Origin of the sequence: Pseudomonas sp. 2822-15 (assembly GCF_002742515.1) — a bacterium.
GTDB lineage: Bacteria > Pseudomonadota > Gammaproteobacteria > Pseudomonadales > Pseudomonadaceae > Aquipseudomonas > Aquipseudomonas salomonii.
The window spans coordinates 326454-340479 of record NZ_LJRY01000183.1; the positions used below are offsets into that span (position 1 = coordinate 326454).

The 14026-nt window shown below is 60.7% G+C and carries 8 protein-coding genes and 1 pseudogene; 3 read left to right on the forward strand and 6 right to left on the reverse strand.

The window, feature by feature from the left end:
- Positions 1-73: 73 nt before the first annotated feature.
- A pseudogene (locus AOA59_RS13600) lies at positions 74-382 on the reverse strand (DUF2165 family protein); the annotation flags it as partial.
- Between the two features lie 188 nt (positions 383-570).
- On the opposite strand from AOA59_RS13600, the gene AOA59_RS13605 reads away from it, so the two are divergent.
- Both AOA59_RS13605 and AOA59_RS13610 read left to right on the forward strand, forming a co-directional pair.
- Positions 571-2574, forward strand: coding sequence for a type VI secretion system tip protein VgrG (locus tag AOA59_RS13605; protein ID WP_099487846.1), 2004 nt, complete (start codon positions 571-573; stop codon positions 2572-2574).
- Positions 2575-2589: 15 nt separating this feature from the next.
- Complete coding sequence (locus AOA59_RS13610; RefSeq protein ID WP_099487848.1) at positions 2590-3315, forward strand: DUF4123 domain-containing protein; 726 nt, start codon at positions 2590-2592, stop codon at positions 3313-3315.
- On the opposite strand, the gene AOA59_RS13615 is transcribed toward AOA59_RS13610, so the two are convergent.
- A complete protein-coding gene (locus tag AOA59_RS13615; protein ID WP_099487849.1) occupies positions 3301-4578 on the reverse strand; it encodes an O-acetylhomoserine aminocarboxypropyltransferase/cysteine synthase family protein in 1278 nt (425 codons plus the stop codon). The genes AOA59_RS13610 and AOA59_RS13615 overlap by 15 nt on opposite strands.
- A 251-nt stretch (positions 4579-4829) precedes the next feature.
- On the opposite strand from AOA59_RS13615, the gene AOA59_RS13620 reads away from it, so the two are divergent.
- Entirely contained in the window at positions 4830-5666 is an 837-nt protein-coding gene (locus AOA59_RS13620; RefSeq protein ID WP_017138523.1) for a 23S rRNA (adenine(2030)-N(6))-methyltransferase RlmJ, read from the forward strand.
- 96 nt (positions 5667-5762) lie between these two features.
- Here the strand turns inward: AOA59_RS13620 and msrA are convergent, their stop codons facing one another.
- From msrA to aceE, 4 genes are all read right to left on the reverse strand, one after another.
- A complete protein-coding gene (gene msrA / locus AOA59_RS13625; RefSeq protein ID WP_056860574.1) occupies positions 5763-6410 on the reverse strand; it encodes a peptide-methionine (S)-S-oxide reductase MsrA in 648 nt (215 codons plus the stop codon).
- A gap of 72 nt (positions 6411-6482) precedes the next feature.
- Complete coding sequence (locus AOA59_RS13630) at positions 6483-9176, reverse strand: bifunctional diguanylate cyclase/phosphodiesterase (protein ID WP_099487851.1); 2694 nt, start codon at positions 9174-9176, stop codon at positions 6483-6485.
- Between the two features lie 306 nt (positions 9177-9482).
- Positions 9483-11141, reverse strand: coding sequence for a dihydrolipoyllysine-residue acetyltransferase (gene aceF / locus AOA59_RS13635; protein ID WP_099487853.1), 1659 nt, complete (start codon positions 11139-11141; stop codon positions 9483-9485).
- Between the two features lie 11 nt (positions 11142-11152).
- Entirely contained in the window at positions 11153-13798 is a 2646-nt protein-coding gene (aceE, locus tag AOA59_RS13640; protein WP_017138519.1) for a pyruvate dehydrogenase (acetyl-transferring), homodimeric type, read from the reverse strand.
- Positions 13799-14026 lie beyond the last annotated feature (228 nt).

Here is a 14026-nt window from a genome sequence, read left to right on the forward strand (position 1 = left end):
CGGGCCTTTTTTTGATCGTTCCCACGCTCCGCGTGGGAATGCCACCCCGGACGCTCCGCGTCCCGCTGTCAGTTCAGCCAGCCTCCGGCTGATTGAGAAAAATCAGCACGCCCAGAATCGCCATGTAGAACTTGAATGCCGCTTCCTGGCCATTGCACTGATGAGATTGCCACATCAGAAACCACTCACCGCCCACCACCATAAAACCAAAGAACCACACCACAAAACCGAGGGTCAGGCCGGCGGTTGCGCCTGCCTTGGCGCGGTTGAAATCGGCGCCGACTGCGTGCCGCGCGCGCCACAGTGACAGCACCACAGCGGTGAGCGCTTCGCCGAAGATGATCAGCACATAGGCCGCGTGCCACATCCACGGCGTCGTGATCAGACTTTTTCCAGTGATCCGGTGAGTAGGCACTTTACGCTAGCACGGCTTTGGCGTGCCTTCTCCGCCAGCTACATGAAGAATCCGGCACCCAGGTTGTAGGAGCTTACTGATTTGCCTGTGGTGCGCTCTGGTGGGTGAAAAGCTGGTGCAGAATCGCTCACCCACTCCTCGCAGAGAAACACCGGATGTTCGCTCCTGCCAACGAAAGCGCGTTTACCCTGGCCCTCGATGGGAAGCCCAGTGACCTAAAAATCTATGGGTTCTCCGGGAGTGAATTTCTTAGCCTGCCCTTTAGCTTTGATCTTGAACTGGTCAGCGAACAAGCCGATCTTGACCTTGAAAGTCTGATGCACCGTCAGGCTTTCCTGGGGTTTGACGCTGATGGCCACGGTATTCACGGCCTGGTGCATAAGGTGGCCCAGGGCGATACGGGCAAGCGCCTTACCCGTTACCAGATCACCTTGGTGCCGCAGTTGGCTTATCTGCATCACAGTACGCACCAGCGGATTTTCCAGAAACAGACTGTGCCCAAGATCATTGCGCAAGTGTTGGAGGCCCAGGCGATCCAGGCTGACACCTTCGCGTTTCAACTGAGCGGCAAGTACCCCGAACGTGAGTACTGTGTTCAGTTCGGTGAAACCGACCTTGAGTTCATTCAACGCTTGTGTGACGAGTCGGGCATTCACTACCACTTCCAGCACAGCCCCGAGCGTCACCTGCTGGTGTTCGGCGACGACCAGAGTGTCTTCATCCAGCAGGATCAAACCACCCCTTACTCGCCCGGTACCGGGATGGTTGCCGATACGCCGGCGATCAAGCGCTTTACCCTGGCATTGGAAACCAGCACGACCGGTGTCGATCTGCGCGACTACGATTTCAAGAAGCCGAGACTTCTATTGGAAAGCGCAGCATCCGGCGAGCAAGGCCCCGCCCTGTGTGAGCAGCTCTACCCCGGTTACTTCACGGATCGCGAGCATGGCAAGTACCAGGCGCAGCGACGGTTGGAACGTCATCGCAGCGATTATCGAAAAGCCAGCGGTTTCAGCGACCAACCGGCGTTGGTCAGCGGGCAGTTCCTGAAGATGACCGGTCACCCTCGTCAGGAATGGAATGATTTGTGGCTGGTCACCCATGTGCACCATGTGGGGCATCAGCCTCAAGTATTGGAGGAGTCAGCCCCTGGCGATGAATCGCATCAGGGCTACAACAACGATTTTCATGCAACACCTTGGGAAGTGCCGTTTCGATCGCCGCTGATCCTGTCCCGCCCGCAAATATCCGGTTACCAGAACGCGGTGGTCACAGGGCCGGCAGACAGTGAGATCCACTGCGACGAATACGGTCGCGTCAAAGTGCAAATGGCCTGGGATCGCGATGGGGAGCATAACGAGCATTCCAGTTGCTGGCTGCGGGTAGCCAGCGGCTGGGCCCACGACCGTTATGGTGCGGTGCTGATCCCCAGGGTCGGCATGGAGGTGTTGGTAGGTTTCGTGAATGGCGACATAGATATGCCGCTGGTGATGGGCTGCTTGCCCAATGCGGCAAATCCTGTGCCGCTGGACCTGCCGGCAGACAAAACCCGCAGCATCTTTCGCAGCCAAAGCAGTCCAGGTGGCGGCGGCTACAACGAGCTACGCATCGAAGACCGCAAGGGCGCCGAGGAAATCTATCTGCGCGCCCAGCGGGACTGGACCGAACATGTGTTGCATGACCAGCAGGTACAGGTCGATAACCAGCGGCAGGTGAAGGTGGGCGGCGAATCCCGCCATGAGCTGCTGGGTGAAGAGCAGCGTATCACCCATGGCAATCGCCTGACTGAACTCAAGCAGGATGATCATCTGGTCGTCGGTGGCTCGCAGCAGGTGCGGGCCGGGCGGACCATCCAGATCGGCGCCGGGCACAGCGTGGTCATCGATGCGGGCGCCAGCGTGACCATCCAGGCCGGAGGGCAATCGATCACACTGTCGGCCGCCGGGATTTTCAGCAGTGTGCCGATTCAGGTTGGCGGGGCGCCCGCTGCCGTGCCGATGCCGTTGATGCCGGGTGTCACCGATAAGTTGTCAGCGGCTGTTGCTGCATCACTCAGTGGCGTACAGGTTGCCAGCCTCAAGCGCAGTGCGCCGTTTTGCGAAGAGTGTGAGCGCTGCAAGAACGGCCAGTGTGATATCCCCGGACACGCTCACCCTTAAATGGAATTTATCCCGATGTCTCAGCCCATGGTTCCCGGCGCCTGGCTTGCACAGTGGCCGCTACAACCCGAAGAGCAGCTCTACGCGGTGTTGGGCAGCGCCAGCGAAGCCAAGCCGCTTAATGCATGGCAAACCCTGGCGCCGGGGAAATTGCCGCATTCGATATGGGCCGGTACGGCTTACGCCGATTGGGTCGAAGTCATGCCTTATGTGGGCATTGTTGAGCCGGACAGTGCCCTCCTTGATTGGGTCGCCAGCACCGAGGCAACGGACTGGGGTTGGCTCGCGGTCTCGTCCAGCCCGCCGGAGACGGTGGCTGCGCACCTGCAAGGGCTGACCAAAGTATTGTTGCCGGATGAGCAGGCGGTGTTTTTGCGTTTTTGGGATGGCGCTCACTGGCTGCCCATTTTGCAGAAGCTGGGCGACGAGGCCGCACGCGTGTTGCCGGTGTTTCAGCGCTACCTGATCAATGGCAAGCCGCTGGCCGTCAGCACCGGCCCGGCCACGGCAGCCAAGGCCAGCCCATGGTGGCAAGTGCCGGCGTCGCTGCTTGAGCACTTGGCCGAGCACTCGCCGCAGGTGCTGATCGGCAACCTGCTGCAATGGATCGAGGAACAACGCCCGGACCTCTGCACCGCGTTTACGCCTGCGACCTTGCAGCACAAGGTCGCCTACTTTTCGCGCAGGCCCGGCGTCAGCCCTCAAGCGCTGGCGGGTTATTTGGCTTCAGAGTTGCGTTGAGGCCAGGGCCTGTTGCAGGTCCTCGATCAGGTCTTCAATCGCCTCAATGCCGACCGACAGGCGAATCATCTCCGGCTTCACGCCGGCCTTGGCCTGTTCCTGCTCGTTCATCTGCCGGTGAGTGGTGGATGCGGGATGGCAGGCCAGGGATTTGGCATCGCCAATATTCACCAACCGCTTGAAGATTTGCAGCGCATCGTAGAAACGCACGCCCGCGTCATAGCCGCCCTTCAAGCCGAATGACAGGATCGCCGAGGGTTTTCCCTGCATGTATTTCTGCGCCAGGGCGTGGTGCGGGTGGTCCGGCAACCCGGCGTAGCTGACCCATTCCACCTCGGCGTGGCCTTGCAGGAATTGCGCAACCTTCAGCGCGTTTTCGGTATGGCGTTCCATGCGCAAGGCCAGGTTTTCCAGGCCTTGCAGCAACAGAAATGCATTCATCGGCGCCAGCGCAGCCCCGGTGTTGCGCAACGGCACGGTGCGGGCGCGGGCAATGAAGGCGGCGGGGCCGAACTTTTCCGTGTAAACCACCCCGTGATAGGCCGGCTCCGGTTGGTTGAGGCCGGGGAATTTTTCCGGGTATCGGGTCCAGGGGAAGGTGCCGCTGTCGACGATTACACCGCCCAGGGAGTTGCCATGGCCGCCCACGTATTTGGTGACCGAGTGCACCACGATGTCGGCGCCGAATTGAATCGGCTTGCACAGGATCGGCGTGGCCACGGTGTTATCCACCATCAGTGGTACGCCGCGCCCATGGGCGACATCAGCCAGGGCTTGAATGTCGATGATATTGCCCGCCGGGTTGCCGATGCTTTCGCAGTAGACCAGCTTGGTGTTGTCGTCGATCAGTTCGGCGATGGCCTGGGCAGAGTCGTCGCGGGCGAAGCGCACGTCGACGCCAAAGCTTGGCAGCAGGTGGGCGAACAAGGTGTAGGTGCCGCCGTAAAGCTGGGGCGTGGTGACGATATTGTCACCGGCACGGGTCAGTGTCTGGATTGCATAGTGGATTGCCGCGCTTCCGGCCGATACGGCCAGGGCGGCGATACCGCCTTCAAGGGCGGCAATGCGCTGCTCCAGCACGTCGTTGGTGGGGTTCATGATGCGTGTGTAGATGTTGCCGGGCACGTCCAGGTTGAAGAGGTCGGCGCCATGCTGGGCATTATCGAACTCGAAGGCGACGTTCTGGTAGATCGGCACGGCGACGGCCTTGGTGGTCGGGTCCGACTTGAAGCCGTGGTGCAATGCAATGGTGGCGTCTTTCATGATGCGGGTTGACCTCCTTGGATTCCAGAGTTGCCCCCAGACAATGTGGGAGCTGGCTTGCCTGCGATGCCAGCACCGCTGGTGTACGGGTAATACCGCGGCAATGCCATCGCAGGCAAGCCAGCTCCCACAGCAGGCATAGATTGTTTTCGGCAGTGCGTCTGCCTTTGCGACATAAGCGCCACCCGACACGCAGCCCTGCACCTTTGCTTGCGTAGAAGGTAAACTTCGCCCCCTGCGCAGGAGCAACCATGAATTATCGTCACGCCTTTCACGCCGGCAACCACGCCGATGTCTTTAAACACCTGACCCTGACCCGCCTCATCGCCCTGATGTCGCGCAAGGAACAGCCGTTCGCCTACCTCGACACCCACGCCGGGATTGGGCTGTACGACTTGCAGGGCGACCAGGCCAACCGCACCGGCGAATACCTGGAAGGCATTGCACGCCTGTGGGGCGAGAGCGACCTGCCGCCACTCACCGCCGACTACATGCGTGTGCTGCACGAGATGAACCCGGACGGCCAGTTGCGCTACTACCCAGGCTCCCCGGAGCTGGCGCGCCGCCTCACGCGGCCCCAGGACCGTGTGTTGCTCAATGAGAAGCACCCGGAAGACGGCGTGCTGCTCAAGGACAACATGAAGGGCGATCGCCGGGTCAAAGTGCACTTGGGCGAAGGCTGGCACGTGCCGCGTGCCTTGCTGCCGGTGCCGGAAAAACGCGCGTTGATGCTGATTGATCCGCCGTTTGAACAGCTCGATGAAATGCAGCGCTGCGCGGCGTCCCTCAAGGAAGCGGTCAGCCGTATGCGCCAGACGGTCGCGGCGATCTGGTACCCGGTGAAAGACCAGCGCATGCTGCGGCGTTTCTACCAGGACCTGGCCGGCACCGGCGCGCCGAAGCTGCTGCGTGTGGAGTTGCTGGTGCATCCGTTGGATACGCCCAACACCCTGACCGGCTCGGGCCTGGCGATTGCCAACCCGCCGTGGGGCCTGGAGGAGGAGTTGCGTGAGCTGCTGCCGTGGCTGTCCAAAAAACTTGGCCAGACCCAAGGTGGGTGGCAAATGGATTGGCTCATCGCTGAGTAATGAGTCGCCTGTCGGAACGCTATCGCGGGCAAGCCCGCTCCCACATTTGGAATGCATTCCAAGGTGGGAGCGGGCTTGCCCGCGATGCTTTTGGCGTCAGATAGGGCAGGTCACGCCGGTACCGCCGATGCCGCAATAGCCTTGCGGATTCTTCGCCAGGTATTGCTGGTGGTACGCCTCGGCGAAATACACCGTCGGGGCTTCTTCGATTTCTGTGGTGATCACACCCAGGCCCGCCTTGGACAATTGAGCCTGATAGGCATCGGCGCTGGCCTTGGCCGCCTCCAGATGCTCAGGTTTCACCGCGTAGATCACCGAGCGGTATTGGGTGCCGATGTCGTTGCCCTGGCGCATGCCCTGGGTGGGGTTGTGCAATTCCCAGAACATTTTCAGCAGTTCTTCATAGCTGATCTTGTCCTGGTCAAACACTACCAATACCACTTCGCTGTGGCCGGTCAGGCCCGAGCAGACTTCTTCGTACGTCGGGTTCGGCGTGTAACCGCCGGCGTAACCGACCACGGTGCTGACCACGCCGTCGCGCTGCCAGAAGCGTCGTTCGGCACCCCAGAAGCACCCGAGGCCGAAGATCGCGAACTCTACGTTGTCGACAAAGGGGCCCAGCAGCGGGTTGCCGTTGACGAAGTGAGTTTCCGGCAGGTTCATCGGCGTTTCACGGCCAGGCAAAGCTTGTTCTTGAGTCGGCAGCACGTTTTTGTTCACCAGAATTTCCGAGCGCAAGACCATGATCAGTCCTCTCAGTCAGATTGAGTTATGTATTAAGACAGACAGCCAGTGTGCCCGAGTGTTACAGCGCTGTCAGGCGATTGGCCCGCGCGGGTAGCGTTTAAGCTTTTCCAACAGCTCTGCGCCGGGGATCGGCCGGTCGAACAGGTAGCCCTGGCCTACATCGCAGCGGTGGCGGCGCAGGAACGCCAGCTGTTCGGCCGTCTCGATGCCCTCGGCCACGACCTTGAGCTTGAGGTTGTGGGCCATGGCGATAACCGCCGAGGTGATTTCCATGTCGTCCTGGTTGTCCGGGATTTCATGGATAAAGCTGCGATCGATCTTGATGATGTCGATGGGGAATTTTTTCAGGTAGCTCAGCGACGAGTAGCCGGTGCCGAAGTCGTCCATGGCCAGGGTCAGGCCGAAGCTCTTGAGCTGGTCCAGTTGCAGGCGCGTGTCTTCGGTGGCTTCCAGCAGCAAACCCTCGGTCAGCTCCAGCTCCAGCAGGTTGGCCGGCAGTTGCTCTTCCTTGAGGATGGTGGCAATCGACGCCACCAGGTCCGGGTCGGAGAACTGCTTGGGCGACAGGTTGATCGCCACCTGCAGATTACCCATGCCGCCTGCGCTCAATTGTTTGCTCATGCGGCAGGCCTGGCGCGCGATCCATTTGCCGATGGGGATGATCAACCCGGTTTCTTCGGCCACGCTGATGAACTGGTCGGGGCGGATCATGCCCTTTTCCGGGTGGTTCCAGCGCAACAGTGCTTCCATGCCCAGCAAGCGGCCGCTGCGCAGGCACAGCTTGGGCTGGTAGAACACGTCCAGCTCGTTTTGGGTCAGGGCGCGGCGCAGGTTGTTTTCCACGAACAGCTTGTAGCTGGCTTCGGCGTTCAACGCCTCGGTGAAGACCTGCACCTGATGCTTGCCGTTGGCCTTGGCCTTGTGCAGCGCCAAGCCTGCGTTACGCATCAGGGTTTGCGGGTCGCGGCCGTGCAGCGGCGCGCAGGCCAGGCCCACGGAGCCGGTGACGCTGATCAGCTGGTTGTCGACAAACATCGGCTTGTCGAGGGTGGTCAGCAATTGGCTGGCCACCTGTTGGCCGGTCTCAAGGTCGGTGTCGTCCAGCAACACCGCAAACTCGTTACTGGCAAAACGCGCCAGGCTGCCGCCGGCACTCAGGCTGTTGCGCAGGCGCCGGGCCAGGCTGATCAGCAGCTTGTCGCCGGTCTGGTGGCCGAGGCTGTCGTTGATCCGCTTGAAGTTGTCGATGTCCACCAGCAGCAGGCTGATCGGGCTGTCGCTGTCGCGGGCGAAGCGCTCATCAAGGTTGCGGATAAACGCCGGGCGGTTGCCCAGGTTGGTCAGGTTGTCGGTGTAGGCCAGGCGCTCGATACGCTGCTGCGCGAGCTTGGTCTGGGTGATGTCTTCGTAGATGCCGATGTAGTGGGTCAACTCACGGTTGTCGCCATACACCTTGGAGATCGACAGCTGGCCCCAATAGGGTTCCAGGTTTTTGCGCCGGCTCTTGAATTCACCTTGCCAGCTGTTGCTCTTGGCCAGGCTCGACGGTGCATCGAACAGCAGTTCGCTGAGGTTTTCCAACGCCGGCAGCTGCGCCAGGCGATGGCCGTGGACTTCTTCGGCGCTGTACTGGGTGATCGCGGTAAAGCTTGGATTGACGTACTCCACCACGCCGTCGCAATTGACCAGCAGAAAGGCGTTGGCGCTTTGCTCAACTGCGCGTTGGAACAGGTGCAAGGCGCTGGTGGCGGTGCGGCGGTTGTGGTTGTTGATCACTTGCGCGAACTGGTCCGCCAACTCGCCGGCAAAGGCGATCTCATCCGACTGCCAGGCACGCGAGCTGCCACTTTGCTCCAGGCACAACACACCAACCACCTGGCCATCCACGCGGATGCTGGCGTCGAGCATGGCGTGGACGTCCTTGGCGCGCAGGCTCTCGGCCATTTCCCGGGTGCGCGGGTCGCGCATCGCATGGGTGGCGTCGATGGCGCGGCTCGAATGCAGGGCTTCCAGGTAGTCCGGGAAGCCGCTGGCGTCGATCGCTTCGGGCAAGTGGTACTGCTGGTCGTCGCGGTGGTAGGCGGAGATCGGCACCAGGCGCTGGCCTTCGAGGTTCCAGATGCTGGCGCAGTCGATCTGGTAGATATCGCAGGCACTGCGGGTAATCAGCTCGGCGGCTTCTTGCAGCGAATTCGGTGTGGTGTAGCGCTGGCGCGCCAGCAGCAGGATCAGCTCCTGTTGGGCGCGTACCCGTTCAAGGTGTTGCAGTTGTTCCTGCTGGGCACGCTGGTTGAGTTCCAGGGCGATCTGCAGGCGGCTGTTCTGGTTTTCCAGGTCGGCGGTCGGGGCTGTCATCGGGATTTCGCTGAACAGGCCGTCGACCACCATCAGGTAGCCGCGCAACAGGTGGCGATTGTGCTGTTTATACGCCTCACCCATCTCCAGCAGGCTCAAGGGCCCATCGTTGGTGTGCAGGGTGTAGCGCACCAGGTAATGCGGGCTATGGGTCAGCTGCTGCTGGATGGTGTCATGCAGTTTATAGCGCGCCTGGGGTTCCATCAGGCTGGCGTAAGGGGTACCGATCAAGGCGCACAGTTCCACCGCCGGCAGGCCGAATTGGCGCTCGCAGTTAGGGTCCAGGTACAGCAGCGCCCAGCTTGCCTCATTAAGCCGCTCGAAACGCAGCATACCGAGGCGCGAAGGCACCGGTAATTGCGTCACTACCTCGGCCGCCATACGGGCGACATCGGGTTGGCTTTTCATGGGGGAAACTCGCTTGGGAAGATGCGCACGGCGCCGGGCTCACGCCCTCTTTACTGTCATTTGCGGCAAGGTTGCATCATGCAGCACGCACTGACAAGAGAGGATGAAGGCTAAGTGCTATAACCCTGTTATCGGCCGCGCAGGGGATTTCTGCAATCGGGGTGATGGAAGGTGTACAAACCTGTTTTGCGTGTTCAACGGGCGCCCAAAAAAAGCCCCGCCAAGTGGCGGGGTTGAGGTACGAGCGTGGCGCTCGGAAATCGGTAGTGCCAGGCCTCCCCGGTGACAGGGAGGCCCGTTGAAGGCTTACAGCAAGATGGTACGGATGTCGTTGAGCAGTTGGCTCAAGCGCTGCGTGAAGCGGGCAGCAGCCGCGCCGTTGATCACACGGTGATCGTAGGACAACGACAGCGGCAGCATCAGCTTGGGCTGGAACGCTTTACCGTCCCACACAGGCTGGATAGTGGCCTTGGACACACCCAGGATCGCCACTTCCGGCGCGTTGACGATTGGCGTGAAGCCAGTGCCGCCAATGTGACCGAGGCTGGAGATGGTAAAGCACGCGCCTTGCATGTCGTCGGCGGTGAGCTTCTTGTCGCGGGCCTTGGCAGCCAGCGCAGCAGCTTCAGCGGCGAGTTGCAGCAAGCTCTTCTGATCAACGTTCTTGATCACAGGAACCAGCAGGCCGTCCGGGGTATCCACCGCGAAACCTACGTTCACGTACTTCTTGCGGATGATCGCCTTGCCGCTTGGTGCCAGCGAACTGTTGAAGTCCGGCAGCTCCTTGAGCAGGTGCGCGCAGGCCTTGAGCAGCAGTGGCAGCACGGTCAGTTTCACGCCGGCTTTTTCGGCCACGGCTTTCTGCGCAACGCGGAAAGCTTCCAGGTCGGTGATATCGGCCTGGTCGAACTGAGTCACGTGCGGGATGTTCAGCCAGCTGCGGTGCAGGCTCGACGCGCCGATTTGCATCAGGCGGGTCATCGGCACTTCTTCGGTTTCGCCGAAGCGGCTGAAGTCCACGACCGGGATCGGTGGAATGCCCGAGCCGCCCGTAGCAGCGCCGGCAGCCGGAGCTTCCTTGGCCTTCTGCATCATGGCTTTGACGTAGACCTGCACGTCTTCTTTGAGCACACGACCGTGCGGGCCGGTGGCCGACACAGCGTTGAGCTCAACGCCGAACTCACGGGCCAGCTGACGCACGGCAGGGCCGGCGTGAACCTTGGCACCGCTTGGCGCAGGCGCAGCAGCCGCAGGGGCCGGTGCGGCCTCGGCTTTTGCAGCCGGTGCGGCAGGTGCAGCAGCGGCCGGAGCAGCTTCAGCCTTGGCAGCCGGAGCAGCAGCCGGTGCTGGCGCAGCAGCAGGTGCAGCGCCTTGTACTTTGAGCTTGAGGATGAAATCGCCAGTGCCGACTTCGTCTTCCAGCTTGACCGCAATGCTTTCCACCACGCCGGCAGCCGGCGAAGGGATTTCCATGGAGGCCTTGTCGGACTCCAGGGTGATCAGCGACTGGTCGGCTTCGACGGTGTCGCCGACCTTGACCAGCAGCTCGATGATCTTGGCCTTGCCCGACGAACCGATGTCCGGAACATGAATGTCCTGAACGGTGGCAGCAGCCGGAGCAGCAGCCGGAGCCGGGGCCGCAGGGGCCTCGGCAGCGGCAGCAGGTTTTTCAGCGGCAGGTGCGGGGGCAGCAGCGGCGGCCGGGGCTGGCGCAGGGGCCGCATCAGCGGCGCCTTCGATTTCCAGTTCCAGCAGTTCGTCGCCTTCTTTGAGGCGGTCGCCCAGCTTCACTTTCAGGCTCTTGACCACGCCGGCCTTGGGAGCAGGGATTTCCATGCTCGCCTTGTCCGACTCCAGGGTCAGGATGCTCTGGTCGGCTTCGACGGTGTCGCCGACCTTCACAAACAGCTCGATTACTTCACCTTCACCGCTGCCGATGTCAGGTACGCGAATGAGTTCGCTCACAAAAAATCTCCTCAGCAGTCCAGTGGGTTGCGTTTTTCCGGGTTGATCCCGAACTTGACGATAGCGTCAGCCACCACCTTGGGTTCGATCTCACCACGGTCAGCCAAGGCTTCCAGGGCTGCCAACACCACGAAGTGACGGTCAACTTCGAAGAAGTGACGCAGCTTCTTGCGGCTGTCACTGCGGCCGAAACCGTCGGTGCCCAGGACTTTGAATTCCTTGGACGGGACCCACTGACGAATCTGTTCAGCAAACAGCTTCATGTAGTCGGTAGAGGCAATGACTGGACCTTTACGGCCGGCCAGGCACTCTTCGACGTAGCTCTTGGCTGGTTTCTGACCTGGGTGCAGGCGGTTGTTGCGCTCCACCGCCAGGCCGTCGCGACGCAGTTCGTTGAAGCTGGTAACGCTCCACACGTCAGCGCCGACGTTGAACTCTTCACGCAGGATCTTCGCCGCTTCACGCACTTCACGCAGGATGGTGCCGGAGCCCATCAGCTGCACATGGTGCGCCGCTTCCTTGGTGTCTTCTTCAAGCAGGTACATGCCCTTGATGATGCCTTCCTCAACACCGGCCGGCATGGCAGGTTGCTGGTAAGACTCGTTCATCACAGTGATGTAGTAGAAAACGTCCTGCTGCTCTTCGGTCATCTTCTTCATGCCGTCCTGGATGATCACCGCCAGCTCATAGCCGTAGGTTGGATCAAAGGTGCGGCAGTTCGGGATGGTGGCAGCCAGGATGTGGCTGTGACCGTCTTCGTGTTGCAGGCCTTCGCCGTTCAGCGTGGTGCGGCCGGCGGTGCCGCCGATCAGGAAACCACGGGTACGGCTGTCGCCTGCCGCCCACGCCAGGTCGCCGATACGCTGGAAGCCGAACATCGAGTAGAAGATGTAAAACGGCAGCATCGGCTGGTTGTGGCTCGAATACGAAGTACCGGCAGCGATGAAGGAACTCATGGCGCCCGCTTCGTTGATGCCTTCTTCGAGGATCTGGCCCTTCTTGTCTTCCTTGTAGAACATCACCTGGTCTTTATCGACTGGCTCGTAGAGCTGGCCGACGGAGGAGTAGATGCCCAACTGACGGAACATGCCTTCCATACCGAAGGTACGGGCTTCGTCCGGGATGATCGGGACGATACGCGAACCGATTTCCTTGTCCTTGACCAACTGCGCCAGGATGCGCACGAACGCCATGGTGGTGGAGATTTCACGGTCGCCCGAGCCGTCCAGGATAGCCTTGAGGGTATCGAGTGGCGGTGTAGGAATGTCGAAGGACTTGGCGCGGCGCTGTGGCACGAAACCGCCCAGTGCAGTGCGACGCTCGCTGAGGTAGCGGGCTTCGGCGCTGTTTGGCTCCGGCTTGAAGAACGGCAGGTTCTCCAGCTCTTCGTCCTTGACCGGGATGTCGAAACGATCGCGGAACAGCTTCAGGCTTTCAACATCAACTTTCTTGGTGTTGTGCGCCGTGTTCTTCGCTTCGCCGGCACCGGTGCCATAACCCTTGATGGTCTTGGCCAGGATGACGGTCGGTTGTTCTTTGTGGTTGACCGCTTCGTGGTACGCCGCGTAGACCTTGTACGGGTCGTGGCCGCCACGGTTGAGTTTCCAGATCTCGTCGTCGGACAGGTCTGCAACCATCGCCTTGAGTTCAGGCGTGTTGAAGAAGTGTTCACGTACGAACGCGCCGTCTTTGGCTTTGTAGTTCTGGTATTCGCCGTCGATGACTTCGTCCATGCGACGTTGCAGGATACCGTCGACGTCTTTGGCCAGCAGTGGGTCCCAGAAACGGCCCCAGATGACTTTGGTCACGTTCCACTGAGCACCGCGGAACACGCCTTCGAGTTCCTGGATGATCTTGCCGTTGCCGCGAACCGGGCCGTCGAGGCGCTGCAGGTTGCAGTTGATGACGAAGATCAGGTTGTCGAGCTTCTCGCGGCCGGCCAGGGAGATGGCGCCCAGGGATTCCGGCTCGTCACACTCGCCGTCGCCCAGGAAGCACCAGACTTTCTGCTTGCCTTCAGGGATGAAGCCACGGGCTTCCAGGTACTTCATGAAGCGTGCCTGGTAGATCGCCTGGATCGGGCCAAGGCCCATGGATACCGTCGGGAACTGCCAGAAATCAGGCATCAGCCAAGGGTGCGGGTACGACGACAGGCCGTTACCGTCCACTTCCTGGCGGAAGTTGTTCATGTGTTCTTCGGTGATGCGGCCTTCCATGAACGCACGGGCGTAAACGCCTGGAGAAGTGTGGCCCTGGAAGTAGATCAGGTCGCCGCCGTGTTCGTCGGTCGGGGCCTGGAAGAAGTAGTTGAAGCCGATGTCATACAGGGTTGCGCTGGAAGCGAAGCTGGAGATGTGACCGCCCAGGTCAGAATCTTTCAAGTTCGTGCGCATTACCATCGCCATGGCGTTCCAACGTACCAGCGAGCGAATGCGGCGTTCCATGAACAGGTCGCCAGGCATGCGTGCTTCGTGGGTAACGGGGATGGTGTTGCGGTATGGCGTGGTGATGGCGTAAGGCAATTGCGAGCCGCTGCGGGTCGCGAGTTCGCCCATACGGGTCATCAAATAATGAGCACGGTCTTCGCCTTCTTTGTCGAGAACCGATTCCAGGGCGTCCAGCCATTCCTGGGTTTCGACGGGATCGAGGTCTTGCATGGCTTGCTCCAGGGCGGAAAGGCTACCAGAATCGGTTGCCTGAAGTTTGCGACTGGCCTTGTGGGCAGACGACATAAATTCTTGGATGGCCGAAGGTTGCTTCGGCGTCCTGTAGTTTTACTACAAATCGTCGGCCATTTCAGCCTTTCGAATGTATATACGAGTAGTAAAACTACACAAGACTGAGCGTATGGCTCGGTCCGGCTGGTGAGCATAATCGTTATTGTT

Bases quoted from the DNA above. Each gene is read 5' to 3' on its own strand.
- AOA59_RS13610 (WP_099487848.1), top strand. From the start codon at position 2,590: ATGTCTCAGCCCATGGTTCCCGGCGCCTGGCTTGCACAGTGGCCGCTA.
- msrA (WP_056860574.1), bottom strand. From the start codon at position 6,410: ATGGTCTTGCGCTCGGAAATTCTGGTGAACAAAAACGTGCTGCCGACT.
- aceE (WP_017138519.1), bottom strand. From the start codon at position 13,798: ATGCAAGACCTCGATCCCGTCGAAACCCAGGAATGGCTGGACGCCCTG.
- AOA59_RS13630 (WP_099487851.1), bottom strand. From the start codon at position 9,176: ATGAAAAGCCAACCCGATGTCGCCCGTATGGCGGCCGAGGTAGTGACG.
- AOA59_RS13605 (WP_099487846.1), top strand. From the start codon at position 571: ATGTTCGCTCCTGCCAACGAAAGCGCGTTTACCCTGGCCCTCGATGGG.
- AOA59_RS13615 (WP_099487849.1), bottom strand. From the start codon at position 4,578: ATGAAAGACGCCACCATTGCATTGCACCACGGCTTCAAGTCGGACCCG.
- AOA59_RS13620 (WP_017138523.1), top strand. From the start codon at position 4,830: ATGAATTATCGTCACGCCTTTCACGCCGGCAACCACGCCGATGTCTTT.